Here is an 18,189-nt window from a genome sequence, read left to right on the forward strand (position 1 = left end):
ATGCGCACCCTGTTTATGCTGCTCGCGGACGCTTGCCAGGTTATTATTTTCGCCGTCACGGCCTACCAGATCTTCATCAGCCTGGCAGGCTTCAGACGGAAGGCCGACACAGGCCGCAAACACGCGCCGAACCGATCGTTCGCGATTCTGGTCGCCGCGCACAACGAAGAGAAGGTCATCGGACCGCTGCTGGACAATTTAAACCGCCTCGACTATCCCAAGGACCTGTACGACGTGTTCGTGGTCGCCGACAACTGCACGGACGGCACGGCGCGGGCCGCCGCGTCGTACGGTTCGACCGTCATGGAGCGCTTCGACAACGTCCGCATCGGCAAAGGCTACGCGATGGAATGGATGCTGGAGCGGCTCTGGCAGCGCGAGCGCCAATACGACGCCGTCCTCGTCTTCGACGCGGACAACCTGGTGAGCGCGAGCTTCCTGCGCGAGATGAACGACAAGCTGTCGGACGGGCATCGCGTCATCCAGAGCTACGTCGAGACCAAAAATCCTTACGACTCCTGGGTCTCCCTCTCCTACGCGATTACTTATTGGTTCATCAACCGGATGTGGCAGCAAGCCAGGCATAACTGGGGGATGGTGAGCACGCTCGCCGGCACCGGCATGTGCTTCGAGGCGAAGCTGTTGAAGGAGATGGGCTGGAACGCCACCTCGCTCACCGAAGACGTCGAATTCACCGCGCGCTGCATCGAGCGCGAGATCTATCCGACCTGGGCGCCCGACGCCATCGTCTACGACGAGAAGCCGGTCACGCTCGCGAGCTCCGTCCGCCAGCGCCTGCGATGGATGCGCGGACATACCGATTGCGCGCGAAGATACATGAAGCCGTTGTTCCTACGCGCCGTCCGCACGCGCAAGTTCTCCCAGTTCGACGCGGTCATGTATCTGTTCCAGCCGATCCGGTTCCTGTTCGTCGCGGCCGTCTGGGTCATGTCCTACCTCCAGCTCGCCACCCCGCTCTCCGAGCAGATCGCGGTGCTGCGGCTGGTCCCCGACTGGGCGTGGATCGCCCTCAACGCGGCGCTGTTCCTCCAGTTCCCGCTCGTGATGGCGATCGAGAAGCGGCCGCTGAAGTCCTACCTGGGACTAATCCTATTCCCCGTCTTTCAGTTCACCTGGTTCCCGATCACGCTCGTCGGGCTGCTTACCTTCAACAAGAAAACCTGGAACCACACGGTTCACACGCGCGCGATCCGGATCGAAGACATCAACCGGCCATAACCGTCCGCTCAAATTGAATATAGGAGCCCTGCACCCATGACGACGATCGGACTCGATAGCTTGCAAGCATCCTTTATGACGAACCCGCTATTCCAGGCCATGACTCGAGACGAGCTCGCGTTGGTCGCAGCCATCTCCGAGCGGGTCGAGCTGCCCGCGGGCACGGTATTCATTCAGGAGGGAGATACGGACAAGGCGTTGTACCTCGTGGAAAAAGGAAGCGCGGAGGTGGTGAAGGCGGAGCCGGGCACGGGCGGCTGGCACGCGTTGGCGACGCTCGGCTCGGGTACGTGCATCGGGGAAACCTCGATTCTCGAGGGAAACGTAGCGCGGACGGCCACGGTCAGGACGGCCGAGCCTTCAGCGCTGATCCGGATCGATCCCGCACGGATGGCCGGCGACCGCGCCTTCGATCCGGTCCGCATCAAGTTGTTGAACCATGTCGCCGCGTCGCTGTCCGGCAAGCTCGACGCCACCAACAACATGACCGTCGCCGCGATGAAAAACGAGCTGGAGACGAATAAAGCCCGAATCGCGATGGGCCTTTTTTACCGTCAATCTGCTATTCATGCTCGGCCTCTACACGCTTGCGCTCAAATCGCTGAATACGCTCGTCATCAACTTCGGCTCGAATCTGATCTCTATCGCGATACTGGCTTTGATGTCGGCCGTCATGTTCGCCATGATCAAGAAAAGCGGCTATCCGATGAAAACGTTCGGCTTGACGCTGGAAGATTGGCGCGGCGTCCTCTGGCGCAGCTTCCTGATGACGCTGCCGCTGCTGGCCGCCATCGCCCTGCTCAAAGGATTCGTGCTGTACATGCATCCGGAGATCGACGACCAGGTGTTCAGCATCATCCCGATCATCGAGGGGCGGAAGGTGGACAGCACCTTCTACATTTACGGCTTGGCCTATGCGCTGTTCTGCCCGGTGCAGGAGTTCATCTCGCGGAGCGGCATCCAATCCTCGCTGCAGAACTTCCTGCCGCCGACCCGAAGCCGTACCTGGATCGCGATCGTCCTCTCGAACCTCATGTTCTCGACGGCGCACTCGCATCTCAACCTCACGTTCGCGCTGCTGACTTTTTTTCCCGGCCTTTATTGGGGTTGGATGTACGCGCGCCAGCGCTCGCTGCTGGGCGCCTCCGTCTCCCATATCATGGTCGGCGTCTGGATCTTCTTCATCGTCGGGATCGAAGGGATCTGGAACGCGCTGTTCTAATCGTAGGCAGGCTGATTGACGATGCTGGAAAGGCGCGATTCAGTTCGAGGACAGCAGCCGCCGCAGGGTCGGATCGTCGAACACCCCGGCCACCGTGAACGACACGCAGGGGAGCCTGTCCGACGAGACCACGTCCTCGCCTTCGTACACGCGGCTTAGCTCCAAGCGATCGCCCTGCAGCAGATGCTGCTCCAGGGTCTGGGCGCCGGGATCCAGAATCCAATACTCCGGCACGCCATGCTTTTCATAGATTCGCAGCTTGCGGACGCGGTCCCGGTGACGCGAGCCGGGCGACAGAATCTCGACGACCAGGTCCGGCGGCCCTTCGATGCCCCGCTTGGTCACGATGTCGGCGCGCTCCGGACGAATGAAGATCAAGTCGGGCTGCACCACATTCGTAGGACTGAGGATGACATCAAGCGGCGCGCTCAAAATGAGATATTCCGCTCTGCAACCGCTAGCCAGCGTGAACTGCAAATTGTAACTTAAAATTTGATGCGAGGTATTCGGCCCCGGCGACATGAGCTCCAATGAGCCGTCCAGCACCTCGTAGCGCAAGCCGTCGTCCGGCATCGCGGCATAAATGTCGTACGTCACCGGCTGTTCGCCGACCCGATCCTCGTGTCCTTTTTTTATCTATCGGTCCCTTCCTATCTTCCGGTCGTTTCTTCCGATCCATCCGATCGTCCTCCTCACGGAAAAGCCCCGTCAAAGCGACACGGTTCGTGTTCGGCTCTGACGGGGCGCTTCCCCGTTTCTTTCATTGATTCGATTATGTCCAAAAATGGAAGACCTGTCAACGATCAATCGATTTTTTTAAAGAGAAGCAGAAGCTTGCTTGAGCAAGTCCGCCAGCTCTTCCGCGTCGACGTTCTGCGTCTTCCCGATCTTGATCGTCTTGCGCTCGGGCGGTCCGCTCCAGGCGTCTTCGGGGAACGCGATGCCCTTTGCGTTAAAAATCGTGTAGCTTACCGCGTCCTTCGACGTCGAAATGACGGCGGCGTATTTGCCGTTTTTCAGGTAATGGGGCTTTTTTGTACTGCATGCGCTCCAGCGCGTCCGGAATGGCCTCCAAGGTAAGCTCCCGCAGCGCATTGCAGCGTTCGGCTTGCCATGGCTCTTTGAGATCGGCGATGAATTGCGTGATTTCAGGGTTCATGTCGGCAGCTCCTTTGAGCGTGTTTTTTCGTGCAGGTTTCTTAAAGCGCCGATCTGGTCGCGCAGGTCGGCCTCGATGGGGCTCAAGCCGGCGGCGAACGGCGGCTCGGCCGTCTCGCGAAGCCGGCGCAGCTCGATCCCGCCTTCGCCGAAGCCGTAGGGGTCGGGCATCCTCGCCGCCCAGGCGTATGCCTCCCGCTCCGAGTCGGCTTCCAGCAGCATGTATCCCGCGACCTGTCCTGCCGCGTCGCCGAACGGCCCTGCCGTCATCGCCGGCGAACCTTCCGCCTCCGAATAGGTCAGCCGCAGCCCCTCGGCGCTCGGCAGCAGGCTCGCGGTTTCGATCAGAATGCCCGCCTCCTTCATCTCCCGGCAATAGGCCGCGAACGCCGCGGCCCGGTCGCTCGCCGGCTCGATCCCCGCTTCGAAGCGCGCATTCGCCTTGATCAGAATCATAAATCGCATGAACGTTCCCCTCCCAGCATGGCGTTCGACGATGGCTCAAGCGAGAAAAAACGACCTCAGCACCGGCGCGAGCGCGTCCATCGATACGTTGTGATTCTGCCTTTCTAACAGACGCGATTCGCCGTGGGGCACGGCCTTGCCTACTTGCCTGACCGCCTCCTGAAGCGCAGCCGGGCTCTTGGCGCCCCCGATCGCGAGCACCGGCATGCGGACCGAGGCGAGCCGCGCTGCGGGCAGCGAATAGTCGCCCATGATAGCAGCGTCGTAAGGCAGCGTGTGGGCGACGGCGCGAAGCCGGGGCCAGAACGGCATGATTCGCATCATCGTTATCGCAAAGCCAGGCGCGCCCATCAACCGCAAGAAGTATTTGACCGCTTCGTCCCGCTTTCCCTCGGCGATCAAACGTTCAAGTTGCGCCCGCTGCTGGGCAGGCGGAACCCGGCCCTTTCCGCCTGCCAGATACGGAGGCTCGTACAGCGCGAGCCGAACCATCCCGACGCCGCTCGCCGCGGCCTCAAGCGCGAGCGCAGCGCCGGAGGACAGCCCCCACACGCGCGCGTCGCCTCCGTTCGCTTCGATGACTGCATCGAGGTCCTCGACTTCCCGCTGGACCTCGTACGTTTTTTGATCCTCGCTGTCCCCTCGGCCTCGCCTGTCGTAATTGACGACCGTAAAGTCCGGCGCCAGAAGTCCGGCCAGCTTTTGCAGCCCAGGAAACGTCCGGTAGCTGAACGCGCCCCCCACCAAGATCACTGCCCGCCCTTTGCCGACCGCATCATAGGCGATCCGGGTGCCGTCTTTGGATACCGCAAAGCGTTTCGTCCGGTTCGAGTCGTTCTTCATCGTCCATCCATTCCCCGCTTCTGTATGGTCATTGTCGTCATTGTCATTTTCAGGGTCGTCGCGACCGCCGTCTTCCCGAATCTCGTATCCGATTAAACCGTCTCGCGCGGGCTTCCATCCTTATCGCCGGCGTCCCGCGCCGCGCATTCGGCCGCGCGGCGGCGCATCAGATCCTGCTCCCTCAAATTTTGCGTCATGGAGGCAGCCCGCTCGAACGCCGCCCGCGCCTCCTCCATGCGCCCGAGCTTCGCGAGCAGATCCCCGCGAACGCTCGGCAGCAGGTAATAGCCTTTTAAAGCGGGCTCGTCGGCCAGCTGGTCGACGATCTGCAGCCCGATCGCAGGTCCGAACGCCATCGCGATCGCGACGGCGCGGTTCAGCTCGACGACCGGCGAAGGCGCCGCGCGCGACAGCGCCTCGTAGAGCGCCGCGATCCGGGCCCAGTCGGTGTCGCCGGGCGTCAGCGCCTGCGCGTGGCAGGCGGCGATCGCGGCTTGCAGCGCGTACGGTCCGAGCGGACGGCCGAGGCTCCTGGCGCGTTCGAGCGCGGCCAGTCCGCGCCGGATCAGAAGCCGGTCCCATAGCGCGCGGTTCTGGTCCATGAGCAGGATCGGCTCGCCGGAGGGACCTACGCGCGTCTTGAAGCGCGACGACTGGATCTCCATCAGGGCGACCAGGCCGTGAACCTCGGGCTCGCGCGGCGCGACCTCCGCCAGCATCCGGCCGAGACGCAGCGCCTCCTGGCAGAGCGTCGGACGGATCCAGCTCCCGCCCGCCGTGGCCGAATATCCCTCGTTATACATCAGATAGACGACCTCAAGCACCGAAGAGAGGCGTTCTTCCAGCTCTTTTCCCTCAGGCACGTCCAGCTTTACGCCCGACGCGCTGAGCGTCTTCTTGGCCCGGACGATCCGCTGCGCGACGGTCGGCTCGGGGACGAGGTACGCATGCGCGATCTCGTCCGTCGTCAAGCCGCCGAGCAGACGCAAGGTCAGCGCGACGCGCGCTTCCCGCGAGAGCGACGGGTGGCAGGTGGCGAAGATAAGGCGGAGCAGCTCGTCGCCGATCTCGCCCGTCTCCGTTTCCACGTCGTCTTCCGTAAACAAAGGGCTGGCGCGCCCGTACTCCTCGTACTTGCGGTCCCGCAGCTTGTTCCTCCGCAGCAAGTCTATCGCCCGTCGCTTCGCCGTCGTCATGAGCCAAGCCCCCGGGTTGTCCGGAATGCCCGTCTCCGGCCACCGTTCGAGCGCGATCAAGAGCGCATCCTGCGCCAGGTCCTCCGCCAGGCCGACATCGCGCACCATCGTCGCCAGGCGCGCGATCAGCTTGGCCGATTCGATTCGCCAGACGGCGTCGATCGCGCGATGCGCGGCCCGGCCGCTCATGTCCGGCGCGGTCCTTCAAGCTGCTCGCGCAGCGCCTGCTCCTTGGCCAGCATCTCCGGATCCTGCGTCAAATCGGACATGTCGAAGATCTGCCGCAGCTCGATCTGGCCTTCCCCGTATCCGTGCGGATCCGGCATCCGAAGCGCCCACTCGACCGCTTCTTCCTTCGACTTCACCTCGATCATCGTGAATCCGGCGATAATCTCCTTCGCCTCGGTGAACGGGCCGTCCGTAATTTTGGGCTTGCCTCCCGCCTCCGGGTAGGAGATCCGAATGGCCGACGAAGTGGGATGGAGCCCGTCGGCGGCCACCAGGACGCCCGCCTTGGCGAGCTCCTCGTTGTACCGCTGCATCGCCGCGACCAGTTCCTCGCTCGGCATGACGCCCGCTTCCGAATCCGAAGTGCCTTTGACGATCATCATAAAACGCATGTGTTTTCCTCCTTTGGATGGGAACCTGCAGCTTCTTCGGCTGTCGTTTCCTTCGCTTTCATAAACACGACGAACGCCTGACGGCCGAATCGACATGGATTTAAAAAAAATAAAAATAAATGATCGGCGCACGCGACAGATCCGGCAAATTAATCCTATCATAAAGCATTTGATCGACCGGGGCGATCTCTCTCGCAGCAGTGCCAGCATGATAGATCGACGCAATAGAGCGTTTTGTTTCTATATGAAAACTTCTCGTCGAGGCGTCGAGGAGGATTGGCGGGTTTGTTGCCGATTGGGACTACTTTTGGTTGAATCGCAACGTCATGGCGCAATTGGTTTCTTTATAGAACGCTTCATGGTGGATGCAGGGACGATTGACGGTTTTTGTTCCCGACTGGGACTACATTTGCAAGGTTATTGCGTAGTTGAGCTTATGTGCGTTCATCGCCTTCCCTACAAGAAGCGAACGAAGGTTCCAACGTGAGCCGCGCCTCCCGATCATAGGTCGATCCGTACGCGTCCGGGTCGTCTTGAGCGCGCTTATATGAATTTGCCGATAGACGTCGGCGCCTTCCTCTTCCAGTACGCGAATAAGCAAGCCGTTCCCTCCTCAGCCGCTTCTATTCCCTTTTTTAGCCAAATCATCGCATAAAACTTTCTTTTGGACTCGCTTAGCGTGATTCTAGTTTTAGGCCGCGGAGTGCTATAATTGTAGAAACGAGCATCTGGTCAGTCCCACAATCGAGCGAGAATCGGAGGAGAGCGCATGGCCGACCGTACCAGGCTTGACCGCAAGCGTCCCGTGTCCCTGAAGGATTTCGACCCCCGCGATACGGGCGATATCGAGAGCAAAGAACAGGTGGAGGCGGAGATCGAGGTTCTTCGCGACAGACTGCAGGAAGCGCAAGAAAAGCTGTATGCGAGCCGATCGCACGGCGTGCTGATCGTGTTCCAGGGGGATGGATTGCAGCGGCAAGGACGGCACGGTGAAAAAGGTGTTGTCCGCGCTCAATCCGCAAGGCTACCGCGCCGAGAGCTTCAAGACGCCGACCGCGGAGGAAGCGGCCCACGACTTCCTGTGGCGTACCCACAAGCTGGTCCCGCAAAAGGGATACATCGCCTCCTTCAACCGCTCCTATTACGAGGAAGTATTGATCACCCGCGTTCATGGCCTCATCGATAAAAAAGAAACCGAACGGCGCCTGGCGCATATCAAGCACTTCGAAAAGCTGCTCGCGGACAGCGGCGTGCTGGTCATCAAGATCTTTCTTCACATTTCCAAGGAGTTTCAGCTGGAGAAGCTGCACGATCGGCTGACCCGCCCCGACAAGCTGTGGAAGTTCGATCCGAACGACCTCAAGGAGCGGCAGCATTGGGACGAGTACGTCCGCGCTTACGAGGACGTCTTCGAGGCGACCGGCACGAAGCGCAATCCCTGGCACATCGTCCCCGCGGACAAGCGCTGGTATCGCGATTATCGCGTGCTGAAAATTATTACCGAGGCGTTCGAGTCGCTGGACCTCGCTTATCCGAAAATCGATATCGGGCGTTTCGGGGACTTGGACCTGGACGAGGAAACGCGGGCCGAGCTGGCGGCCGCCAAGCGCAAAGAAGCCGAAAGCGACGAGCGGCGGGATGTCCCTAATGAGGCAGATGCGGAAATTCAAGCGACCGGGGCCCGCCATGCAGCGACGGCGGGAGAACAGGCGGCGATCGGCGGCGACGAACAAGCCGACGATAGCGGGAAAGCCGCGCTTCGCGAGCCTGCGGATGCTGGCGGAGAGGCTGCCGAAGGCGCGACTGCGAACGTTGGCGCGAAAGCCGCGGAGGGCAAAACTCCGCGAGCCGGCAGAAAATCCGCCGGCGGCAAAACGCCGAATGCCGGCCGGCAAGCGGCGGTCGAAAAACCGGCGGAGGCTGTGGAGAAAGCGTCTACCGGAACGCGAAAGGCTACGGGGAGGCCCCGCGGTACGCGGAAGCAAACCGTAGCCGAAGGAACGGTTCCGGTGGCGGTTGAGGACGCTCCAAGCGAGCCCATCGCGCCTAAGCCGCCGAGCAGGCGCGGCCGGAGGCCGAAAGAAAGCGAGTAAACTTAAAGAACCTGTCGTGGGCCACGGCAGGTTCTTTGTTTATTGGTGGGGCTGCGCGGAGGCAGGCGATTGGCCTTGCGCAGCTCTCCGAGCCTGCACCGCCTCGTGCAGGCGATCAGCCCTGCACCAAGAAGCGCCGCCTTACTCGGCAAACCGCCGACGGACAAGCTTCCGAAAATAAACTGCGTCTGCCGCTTGTCCTACCTGTTATTTCCATTTCCAACATGGTGAAGTATGAGTATTCAGCTGGCGCGGCCAGCGAAAAAAAACAGCCTGGAGGCGATTGCGATGCTTACACCGATCGTTGGGACGTTTAGAGACGAACAGGATGTCATTGGCGCGATTGAAGCGCTGAAGGCGGCGGGCTGGAGCAAGGACGATATCTCCGTGGTCAGCCATAAGCGCGAGGCCGTCCATCACGTGGACACGGTCACCGGCACGAACAGCGCGGAAGGCATGGTCACGGGCGGCGTGGCGGGCGCCTTCCTCGGCGGAACCGCCGGACTCCTCGCCACGGCAGGCTTGCTGTTCATTCCGGGTCTCGGTCCGCTGCTCGCGGCCGGCCCGATCGCGACCGTCATCGCCGGCGCCGCCGTCGGCGGCAGCACGGGCACGCTCATCGGCGGTCTCGCCGGGCTCGGCATTCCGGATCGCGAAGCGGAGATCTACAAAACGTTGGTCGAGCAGGATCATCTGCTCGTCATCGTGAGGGCCGACGACGAGAATCGGTCGCGCGCGGAAAGCATCTTCCAGGCGTACGGCGCCGTAGAACCCCGCTCGACACCCGTTTCGTTCGAGCCGACGCCGAAGCAAGATACCGCCCGCGAGCCTGCCGAAGAGATGCGCGTCTACATTAGCGCCAAGGACGGCGACGTGCAGACGCCCGTGAAGGAATTCGTCGTTCCCCACGAGTCCCGGGAGGTTTGACCGATGCGCGGCAAAAGCGCGGCGCTCGCTTCGGTCTCCCTGTCCGTCTTCGTCGTCTATGCCGTCAAGACGATGAAAAAGACGATGGCGACGCTCGACGAAGCCAACCGCACGCTGGCGGACGTCAAAAAATCCGCCCTTCAGGCTACGCATGAGGCTACGGCGTTAATTCACACCGTTAACCGTACCGTTAAGGACGTTAAAGGACGCATCAACACCGTCGATCCGCTGCTCGAGACGACCCAAGAAGTAGGCGACGTCCTCCACACGATCGCGCATTCGGTGAAGGAAGCGCTGAGTCCGGGCGAGAAGGAAAGCGCCGAACCCGCCGCTGAAGCTCGTTCGCGGGATATCGCCGGCCGTATCGGGGACCGGCCGGTCCGGGAGGCAGCCCCCGGCGGCCCTACCCTTTATCATAAATAGCATTCTTACGTTAACCGCGATGCGCCGCCCGCCTTAGACCTTGGTCGCCGCGACCAAGAGGAACATCGGGCGGCGCGCTTCGTCCGCCCACGCCGGATGCCGCTCCAGCATGTCGGCCGTCGGCTTCAGCTCGGACAGTTTATCGATGCGGAAGCCCGCTTCGATCAAGGGGTTCAAATAGCCGGCGACAGTCCGGTGGTATTTAACGACGTCATGTCCCAGGAACCTCGCGAGCCGAGGTCCTTCCTCGTGGTAGCGGTCGAGCGGCCAGTGCAGCTTCTCCCCCTCCGGGCCGTAGTGCCAATCCTGCGCTTCCAAAGCCGTAAAAGTCGGGTGCTCGACCGTGAACACGAAGGCTCCTCCTTCGGAAAGGCAGCCGTGCACGGCCCGGCAGATCTCGGCGAAGTCCGCCACGTAGTGCAGCGCCAACGAGCTCATCGCGACGTCGAACGCACTTTTCGTAAATGCGAAGTCCTCGATCGCGCTTCGCACATAAGAGATCGCGGGATCGTCGGTCGTCTCCCGCGCCCGCTCCAGCATCTTTTCGGACAAGTCGACGCCGATCGCCGACTTTGCGCCCTGTTCCCGGGCATACCGGCAATGCCAGCCATAGCCGCAGCCGAGGTCCAGCACGCGCTTGCCCGCCAACTCCGGCAGCATCGCACGAAGCTCGTTCCACTCGCCCGCCGCCTCCAAGCCGCCGACCGACCGCGGCATGCGGCTGTAATTTTCAAAAAAAACCTCGTCGTCGTATTTGTTCTCTTTCATCCGTCTCACGCTCCCCGTTCTTACTGGACACCGTCTATTTTACATCATGATGCGGGACGCACGAATCGCGAGGAATGCCCCATTCCGAAAGCGCAAAAAGCCCTTGTCTCCCGGCCGAAGCCGGAAGACAAGAGCTCCCGTTCAAAAGCTGCGGATGACCATGCGGCAGCCGCTACCGTATCCGCCCGCTGCCGTTCGCTCAGATCAGCCCGGCGGTTCGCCCCGTGCGGGCCAGCGCGTCCAGCGCGAAGTCCAGATCCTCCCGCGTATGGGACGCCGTCACGATCAGTCGAACCCTCCCCCTTGTCCATGGCGACGGTCGGGAAGACGATGCCCTGCGCGTACACGCCTTCGGCGAGCAGCGCGTCGGAGAACCGCATTGTGTCCGCGGGCTTGCCGACGATGATCGGAATGATCGGCGTCTCGCTCATGCCGCAGTCGAAGCCGAGCGCGAGGAGCTTCTCCCTGCAATAATTCGCGTTGCTCCACAATCGCTCGATCAGCTCCGGGCTGCGCCCGAGCACGCGGACGGCCGCCAGGCACGAGGCCGCGACGGCAGGCGTCTGCGACGTGCTGAACAGAAACGAGCGCGCCTTGTGGACCAAGTAATCCTTGAGCAGCGCGGAGCCCGCCATGTATCCGCCCGATACGCCGATCGCCTTGGATAGCGTGCCCACCTGGATGTGCACCCGTCCATGCAGTCCGAAGTGGTCGGTCGAGCCTTTGCCGTTGCGTCCGAGGACGCCGCTGGCATGCGCGTCGTCGACATAGACGACGGCGTCGTACCGCTCCGCGAGCTCGGCGATGTCCGGCAGCGGCGCGATGTCGCCGTCCATGCTGAACACGCCGTCGGTGACGACGACGCGGGCGCGGTAGGACGCGCTCTCCTTCAGCGCCTGCTCCAGCTGTTCGAGATTTTTGTGCGCGTACACTTTGCGGCTTGCCTTGGTCAGCCGGATGCCGTCGATGATGCTGGCATGGTTGAGCTCGTCGCTGATGACGACATCGTCCGGCCCCAGGATCGACCCGAGGATACCCTGATTCGTCGTAAATCCGGATTGGAAAACGAGCGTCGCCTCCGTGCCCTTGAACGCGGCCAGCTCGCGCTCGAGCTCGCCGTGAATGTCGAGCGTGCCGGCGATCGTACGGACGGAGCCGCTGCCGACGCCGTATTTTTCGATCGCTTCGATCGCGGCGCGCTTCAGCTCCGGATGCGCGGTCAGACCCAGATAGTTGTTGGAGGACATCTGCAGCACCCGACGTCCGCCGAGCGTCATCCAGCTGCCCGATCCGCCCTCCCATTCCGTGAGCGGCCGGTATCTGCCGTCCGCGCGGAGCTGCTCCAGCTCCTTCGATAAAAAGTACAGGTTTGCCATCGTCGATCTGTCGACTCCTTCCCCATCGTTCGCTTCGATTCTCAGCCGTGCGTAAAGACAACCTTGCCGCAATTGCCGGACTTCACCAGCTCGAATGCCTCTTCGTAGCGATCCAGCGTGAACGTATGCGTGACCAGACCGTCCAGCCGCAGCGCCCCCGAATCGAGCAGTCCTTTCATCTGGTACCACGTCTCGTACATGCGGCGGCCGGTAATGCCATGGACGCTGATCCCTTTGAAAATGAGATGGCGGGCCAGGTCGATCGGCACGTCGTCCGTCGGAATGCCGAGCAGCGAGATGCGCCCCGCGTTCGCCGCCGCCTCGAACCCGCCCCGGATCGCCGCCGGATGGCCGGACATCTCGAGCACGACCTCCGCCCCTTCGCCGTCGGTCAGCGCGCGGACCGCTTCGGCCATCGGCGTCTCCGCGCTGTTGACGAGCGCATCGGCGCCCATTCGCTTCGCCATCTCCAGCCGGTTCGCGCGAACGTCGACGGCGACGATCTTGCCGGCGCCGCACGCGCGCGCCACGGCGATCGCCATCAAGCCGATCGCGCCCGTGCCGATGACGGCGACGGACCTGCCGACGATGTCGCCGGCGAGGACGGTCTGCACGGCATTGCCCAGCGGATCCTGCAAGCACGCCAGCTCGAACGGCATCTCCGGGCGGTTGTGAATGACGTTCCCGGCCGGCAGCACCGCGTACTCGGCGAAGCAGCCCGGCGCCGAGATGCCGAAGCTGCGCGTGCGGGCGCAGACATGCGCGTTGCCCGTGCGGCAAGCCTTGCAGGTGCCGCATACGATGTGGCCTTCGCCCGAGACATGGTCGCCGACCTTAACGTTCGCCACCCGCTCGCCGACGGCTTCGACGATGCCCGCGAACTCGTGTCCGAACACGTTCGGCGTGACGACGGCACTCTCGGCCCAGGCATCCCAGTTATAGATATGAAGATCCGTGCCGCAGATCGAGGACGCCTTCACCCGGACCAACACTTCTTCGGGTCCGGGGACCGGCACCGGCACCTCCATCAGCGCCGCGCCCGGCCCCCGGTTCGGCTTGACCAGGCCGCGCATCGTTCTATCCCGCATTCTCATCACCCTCAAATAGAGTTAAATCCGCCATGTACAATATATTATACATTCGTATTATATATTGCACAATCGAATTGTACGGGTTTATATTCGTCCAAGGTTCGGTATAATGGAGAGAAAATAAACGGACTTAGGTGGATATCATGGACGCGATTCATAAAAAAGGTCGGCAAAAACCTGCAAGCCGTGCGCAAATCGCGCGGCCTCAGCCTTGACCAGGCGGCCGAGCTGACGGGCGTCAGCAAAGCGATGATCGGCCAGATCGAGCGGGGCGACTCCAATCCGACGATCTCCGTGCTGTGGAAAATCGTCAACGGACTAAAGATTTCATTTACGTCGCTAATCGAGGAGGCAAAGGCGGAAGTCACGTTCGTCGACATGGCCGAGATCGAGCCGTTTTTGGAGGAGGACGGCGCCTATCGCGCATTTCCGATGTTCCCCTTCGACCAGCGCAAAGGCTTCGAAATGTACGCGGTAAGCATGGATCCCGGCTGCAGCCATGAATCGGAGCCGCACAACGAGGCGGTCGAGGAGTACATCGTCGTGACGGACGGCTCGCTCGACGTCGAGGTCGGCGGCGAGACGTACGCGGTCGCCGCGGGCAACGCCGTGCGCTTCCCGGCGGACCAGCCTCATGCGTACCGGAACAACACCGGCCAGGTCACTACCTATATTACGCTCATCCATTACCCCTCATGATGCGCGAAAGCCCGCTTCCCGGAATTTCCGGAGAGCGGGCTTTATTTGTTTTCGGGAACCGCCGTTTCTTCCTGACAATCTGTTGTCAGAAACGCTGCGTTATCATGAACTACGTAAGGTTGATAGCGAAACGGAAGAAATCCTGAGGAGGCAATGAAATGAAACAAGACCAACTCAATCGCAGCGCAGCCCAAGCAGACATACGGCCTTTCCGCGTAGAAATCCCGCAAGCCGACCTTGACGACCTGGCTTACCGGCTGTCTCGGACTCGCTGGCCGAACGCGCTGAACGGCGCCGGATGGAAATACGGCGTATCGCTCGATTACGTCAAGGGGTTAGCCAATTACTGGCAGAACGGCTTCGACTGGCGCAAGCAAGAAGCGCGCTTGAACGCGTACCCGCAGTTCACGACGGAGATCCAAGGCGCGAACGTTCACTTCCTTCACGTTCGCTCGCCCGAGCCGGACGCGCTCCCGCTCCTGCTGACCCACGCATGGCCCAGTTCGATCGCGGAGTTCCTGAACGTCATCGGGCCGCTCAGCGATCCCCGCAGCCACGGCGGCGATCCTGCGGACGCCTTCCATCTCGTCATCCCCTCCGTGCCAGGATTCGGTTTTTCCGGGTCGACATTGGATTCGGGTTGGAACATCGCGCGAATCGCCAAGGCTTGGGCGGAGCTGATGCGTCGCCTCGGGTATGACCGGTACGGCGTGCACGGAAGCGACTGCGGCGCGCTCGTATCCCGGGAAATGGGCCTTCAGCAGCCGGAAGGACTGATCGGCCTCCATGTGCTCCAGCTGTTCTCGTTCCCGTCCGGCGATCCCGCGGAGATGGCGGATCTCACCGAGGAGGACGGAAGGCGGCTTCAGTTCCTGGCGAACTTCCACGAAAGGGCCGGCTTCAACGCCATCCAATCCACGCGTCCGCAGACGCTTTCCTACGGACTGACCGATTCCCCGGCTGGCCAGCTAAGCTGGATCGCGGAAATGTTCAACGGGTTCGGCGACCACGTCGATGCGATCGATCGCGATGCGCTGCTAACGAACACGTCGATCTATTGGCTGACGAATACGGCCGAATCGTCGACGCGGCTCTATTACGAGAACGCGCACGATACGGAAGCTTCGGCAGCGGGCCCGAACGGGATGCCTACCGGAATCGCCGTATTCGGCGACGACTTCAAGTCCATCCGAAGGTTCGCCGAGCGGGACAACACGAATATCGTTCACTGGTCGGAATTCGAGCGGGGCACTCACTTTGCCGCTTACGATCAACCGGAAGCGCTCGCCGGCGACCTGCGGACCTTTTTCGGACGCCTTCGCCGCTGACGGCGGTCGGATCGACGAGTTCGAGACCGCTTGGGTAAAAGAAAAGACCGCGAAAACGCGCAGGGGAAACGCCCCGGCCGTTCTCGCGGTTTTTTGTTGCGCACTTTAAACCTCCATGCTCCTCCACATCATGAGCGCGGCGCCGGTGGCGACGGCGTCTTCGCGGAGCTCGCCTTTGGTGAAGACGGGCTGGTACGCCGGGTAGTAGTACACGTTCTGGCGCGCGGTCTCGATGGCCGTCCGATAGAATCGCTCGTCCGAGTAGATAAGCGATCCGCCCAAGATGACGGTCTCCGGATGGAACATATTGATCATGTTGGCGAGGCCGATGCCGAGGTAGGCTGCCGCGCCGTCGAACAGCTCGACCGCGGGCGGATGTCCCTGTCTCAGCGCCTGCAGCAGATCCTCGTAGCGGATCTGATCCGGCGCGAGACGCAGCTGCTCCGTCCAGCCGCCGCGCCCCAGCTTGGCCTGCGATTGCGCCTGCTTTTCCAACGCCTGTATGGAGGCGTAAGCCTCCAACGCGCCGAAGTTGCCGCCCTCGTGCAGCCGCGTGCCGTCCGCCTGAATGATCATTTGTCCGACGGCGCCCTCCAAGTCGATCGAGCCGTGGACGATCCCGCCGTTCGACATCATGGCGGACCGCAGCCCGATCCCCGCATGCACGTACAGCATATGCTGGGGATTGGAACGCCGCAGCGCCCATCGTTCGCCCATGAGCGCCGCGTTCGCGCCGTTCTCGAGGCGCGCCTTGAAGCCGGTCGCCTCCTCGGCCATGGCGCAGAGCGGGACATCCTGCCAGCCCGGCGCCGCGAAGTGGAGCGGCCGAAGCACGACGCCCCGCTCTCGATCCAGCGGACCGACGGCGCCGATGCCCAATCCTTTCACTTGGCCGGGTTCGATCTTGTGGTCGAACAAAATGGCCTTGATGCTCGCGCCGACATGCGCGATCAGCTTGTCCGGCGTCATCGCTTCGTCCATGCGCCAGCGGGTGAACGACATCGGATTCATGCGGACGTCGAAGAAGCCGAGCGAGGCGTGGGACCGGGAAATCTCGAGGCCGAAAAAGTACCCGAAAGCCGGATTCGTCTCGTACACGATCGGCCTTCTGCCGCCGCTGGACGGGCCGAGGCCCGAAGCCTGGATCAGCCGGTCCGCGGTCATCTCTTCGAGCGTGCGCGTAAGCGTGCTGCTCGGAATCCGGAACCGATCCAGCAGCTCGGCCTTGGAAGCGAAGCCCTGCTCGGCGATTTGACGGTATATTAATTCCTTGGACGTAGGCACTCGATTCGCGCGGTTCATGGACTAGGCACTTCCTCGCTCGCTTGTTCGTTCGGCTGCAATCATTCTTATTATTATAGCGAAACGCCCTGGGGCGATCTATACCCTGTCTTCCACTCGGATTAATGCCAAAGTGAATTTAAGTTTTGCTTAATATCCTATACAAAAAAGTTATTATGACCCAAATTCCGAATACTTAATACCATTTTGGAATAAAGATGCTATACTGATGGAGACGGGAGGCTTTGCCATGAACGATAGAAGAAAGCTCCATCTCTCGCTCTTCCTCGTATTTCTGAAAATGAGCCCCTTTACGTTCGGCGGCGGATACGCGCTGATCCCGGCGATCGAACGCGAGGTCGTCGAAAAGAAACGCTGGCTGCAAGTAGAGGAAATCGCCGATCTATTCGCGGTATCCGGCACCGTGCCCGGCGCGGTCGCCGTCAATTCGGCGTCCTTCATCGGCTACCGGATCGGCGGCGTGTCCGGCGCGATTGCGGCGCTGCTCGGCATTTTCCTGCCGACCTTCGCGCTCATGATCGTCTTGTCGATCTTCTACGTTCAGTTCAAGGACAATCCCAAAATCGAAGCCGCCTTCACCGCCATACGCGCCACGGTCGCCGCGCTCATCGCCTTCGCGGCGATCAAGGTCGCCCGATCTTCGATTGCGGACTTCGCCTCCGGCGCGTTGGCCGCAGTTGCCGCGCTCCTGCTTTTCACCGGCATCCATCCGCTATGGGTCGTCGCGCTGGGCGCGACCGCCGGCATCCTCTGGGTACAATTCCGCGGGAAGAAGGGCAAAGGCCCGAAAATCAAGGAAAAGGAGCCGGTCTTCGATTACATGATATAATCTGAGCAAATGAGGTACTCAACATGCTGATCCATCTGTTCGCCATGTTCCTCCTCGTCGGGCTCGTCTCCTTCGGCGGCGGCTACGCGATAATCCCGCTCATTCAGGAAGAGATCCTGAACCGCTACCATTGGATGGAGGCCGGACAGCTCGCGGACATCGTGGCCGTCGCGGGCATGTCGCCCGGCCCGATCGCCACCAACATCGCGGTCGCGGTCGGCTATCAACAGGCCGGCTGGCTCGGAGCCGCTTTGGCGGCGCTGGCGGTCGTGCTGCCTTCGTTCGCGCTGATTCTTGCGGCAGGCAAGCTGTTCTTCCGCTATCGCGATCATCCTCGGGTGGCGGCGGCATTTTACGGCTTGCGAGCCGTCGTCGTCGGATTGATCGCGTACGCGGCCGTATCGTTCGCGCGGCATGCCGGCCTGTTGTGGACGGGAACGCCCGACTGGCGGACCTGGTGCCAGATCGCCATTTTCGCCGGCTCGTTGTTCTCGCTGATCTATTTGCACAAGCATCCGTTCGTCGTTATCCTGTTGTCCGGCCTGGTCGGCATCGCGCTTTACGGCTAGCCGGCTTTTTGGAGCACTCTTCAATCCCTAGCGAATGGAGC

General features: G+C 61.6%; 17 protein-coding genes and 3 pseudogenes. 10 read left to right on the top strand and 10 right to left on the bottom strand.

What is annotated here, in order from left to right; translation table 11 throughout:
* The 3 genes and pseudogenes from OMP38_RS09375 to OMP38_RS09385 all read left to right on the top strand — a co-directional run bounded on the left by OMP38_RS09375 (position 1) and on the right by OMP38_RS09385 (position 2,461).
* Entirely contained in the window at positions 1-1,239 is a 1,239-nt protein-coding gene (locus tag OMP38_RS09375; RefSeq protein ID WP_277564836.1) for a glycosyltransferase family 2 protein, read from the top strand.
* 99 nt (positions 1,240-1,338) lie between these two features.
* Positions 1,339-1,569: pseudogene (locus OMP38_RS35700) on the top strand (cyclic nucleotide-binding domain-containing protein); the annotation flags it as partial.
* A gap of 238 nt (positions 1,570-1,807) precedes the next feature.
* On the top strand, positions 1,808-2,461 hold the full coding sequence (locus tag OMP38_RS09385; protein WP_277564838.1) for a CPBP family intramembrane glutamic endopeptidase: 654 nt from the start codon (positions 1,808-1,810) through the stop codon (positions 2,459-2,461).
* Positions 2,462-2,500: 39 nt separating this feature from the next.
* Here the strand turns inward: OMP38_RS09385 and OMP38_RS09390 are convergent, their stop codons facing one another.
* The 6 genes and pseudogenes from OMP38_RS09390 to OMP38_RS09415 form a co-directional block, all read right to left on the bottom strand.
* Complete coding sequence (locus OMP38_RS09390) at positions 2,501-3,058, bottom strand: Uma2 family endonuclease (protein ID WP_277564839.1); 558 nt, start codon at positions 3,056-3,058, stop codon at positions 2,501-2,503.
* Between the two features lie 219 nt (positions 3,059-3,277).
* Positions 3,278-3,620, bottom strand: a pseudogene (locus OMP38_RS09395) (DUF1801 domain-containing protein).
* Positions 3,617-4,084 carry a YciI family protein gene (locus tag OMP38_RS09400; RefSeq protein ID WP_277564840.1) on the bottom strand — a complete coding sequence of 156 codons (468 nt, stop codon included), beginning with the start codon at positions 4,082-4,084 and terminating at the stop codon, positions 3,617-3,619. The pseudogene OMP38_RS09395 and the gene OMP38_RS09400 overlap by 4 nt, the downstream one beginning before the upstream one ends.
* Positions 4,085-4,120: 36 nt before the next feature.
* Positions 4,121-4,927: an alpha/beta fold hydrolase gene (locus OMP38_RS09405; RefSeq protein WP_277564841.1), complete on the bottom strand. Its 807-nt coding sequence runs from the start codon at positions 4,925-4,927 to the stop codon at positions 4,121-4,123.
* A gap of 92 nt (positions 4,928-5,019) precedes the next feature.
* On the bottom strand, positions 5,020-6,312 hold the full coding sequence (locus OMP38_RS09410; RefSeq protein WP_277564842.1) for an RNA polymerase sigma factor: 1,293 nt from the start codon (positions 6,310-6,312) through the stop codon (positions 5,020-5,022).
* Complete coding sequence (locus OMP38_RS09415) at positions 6,309-6,743, bottom strand: YciI family protein (protein WP_277564843.1); 435 nt, start codon at positions 6,741-6,743, stop codon at positions 6,309-6,311. The genes OMP38_RS09410 and OMP38_RS09415 overlap by 4 nt, the downstream gene beginning before the upstream one ends.
* Before the next feature lie 962 nt (positions 6,744-7,705).
* Between OMP38_RS09415 and OMP38_RS09420 the strand changes: the two genes are divergently transcribed.
* The 3 genes from OMP38_RS09420 (at position 7,706) to OMP38_RS09430 (ending at position 10,186) form a co-directional block, all read left to right on the top strand.
* The gene (locus tag OMP38_RS09420) at positions 7,706-8,836 is read left to right on the top strand and encodes a PPK2 family polyphosphate kinase (RefSeq protein WP_277564844.1); all 1,131 of its coding nucleotides are present in this window, start codon (positions 7,706-7,708) and stop codon (positions 8,834-8,836) included.
* Positions 8,837-9,124: 288 nt separating this feature from the next.
* Complete coding sequence (locus OMP38_RS09425; protein ID WP_277564845.1) at positions 9,125-9,763, top strand: general stress protein; 639 nt, start codon at positions 9,125-9,127, stop codon at positions 9,761-9,763.
* A gap of 3 nt (positions 9,764-9,766) precedes the next feature.
* Positions 9,767-10,186, top strand: a complete 420-nt coding sequence (locus OMP38_RS09430; RefSeq protein ID WP_277564846.1) for a DUF948 domain-containing protein — start codon at positions 9,767-9,769, stop codon at positions 10,184-10,186.
* A 33-nt stretch (positions 10,187-10,219) separates the two neighbouring features.
* On the opposite strand, the gene OMP38_RS09435 is transcribed toward OMP38_RS09430, so the two are convergent.
* The 3 genes and pseudogenes from OMP38_RS09435 to tdh form a co-directional block, all read right to left on the bottom strand.
* Entirely contained in the window at positions 10,220-10,954 is a 735-nt protein-coding gene (locus OMP38_RS09435) for a class I SAM-dependent methyltransferase (RefSeq protein ID WP_277564847.1), read from the bottom strand.
* Positions 10,955-11,153: 199 nt separating this feature from the next.
* A pseudogene (locus tag OMP38_RS09440) lies at positions 11,154-12,330 on the bottom strand (glycine C-acetyltransferase).
* Between the two features lie 41 nt (positions 12,331-12,371).
* Positions 12,372-13,418 (bottom strand): L-threonine 3-dehydrogenase, encoded by a 1,047-nt coding sequence (gene tdh, locus OMP38_RS09445; protein ID WP_277564848.1) that lies wholly within the window; start codon positions 13,416-13,418, stop codon positions 12,372-12,374.
* A 159-nt stretch (positions 13,419-13,577) separates the two neighbouring features.
* On the opposite strand from tdh, the gene OMP38_RS09450 reads away from it, so the two are divergent.
* Together OMP38_RS09450 and OMP38_RS09455 are read left to right on the top strand one after the other, a co-directional pair.
* Complete coding sequence (locus tag OMP38_RS09450; protein ID WP_277565217.1) at positions 13,578-14,120, top strand: helix-turn-helix domain-containing protein; 543 nt, start codon at positions 13,578-13,580, stop codon at positions 14,118-14,120.
* Between the two features lie 158 nt (positions 14,121-14,278).
* A complete protein-coding gene (locus OMP38_RS09455; RefSeq protein ID WP_277564849.1) occupies positions 14,279-15,448 on the top strand; it encodes an epoxide hydrolase family protein in 1,170 nt (389 codons plus the stop codon).
* Between the two features lie 105 nt (positions 15,449-15,553).
* Here the strand turns inward: OMP38_RS09455 and OMP38_RS09460 are convergent, their stop codons facing one another.
* Positions 15,554-16,750: an ROK family protein gene (locus OMP38_RS09460; protein WP_277564850.1), complete on the bottom strand. Its 1,197-nt coding sequence runs from the start codon at positions 16,748-16,750 to the stop codon at positions 15,554-15,556.
* Positions 16,751-16,979: 229 nt separating this feature from the next.
* On the opposite strand from OMP38_RS09460, the gene OMP38_RS09465 reads away from it, so the two are divergent.
* Complete coding sequence (locus OMP38_RS09465; protein WP_277564851.1) at positions 16,980-17,579, top strand: chromate transporter; 600 nt, start codon at positions 16,980-16,982, stop codon at positions 17,577-17,579.
* A gap of 23 nt (positions 17,580-17,602) precedes the next feature.
* Positions 17,603-18,148: a chromate transporter gene (locus OMP38_RS09470; RefSeq protein ID WP_277564852.1), complete on the top strand. Its 546-nt coding sequence runs from the start codon at positions 17,603-17,605 to the stop codon at positions 18,146-18,148.
* The last annotated feature ends 41 nt before the right edge of the window (positions 18,149-18,189 follow it).

The organism is Cohnella ginsengisoli (assembly GCF_029525555.1).
Taxonomy (GTDB): domain Bacteria; phylum Bacillota; class Bacilli; order Paenibacillales; family Paenibacillaceae; genus Cohnella; species Cohnella ginsengisoli.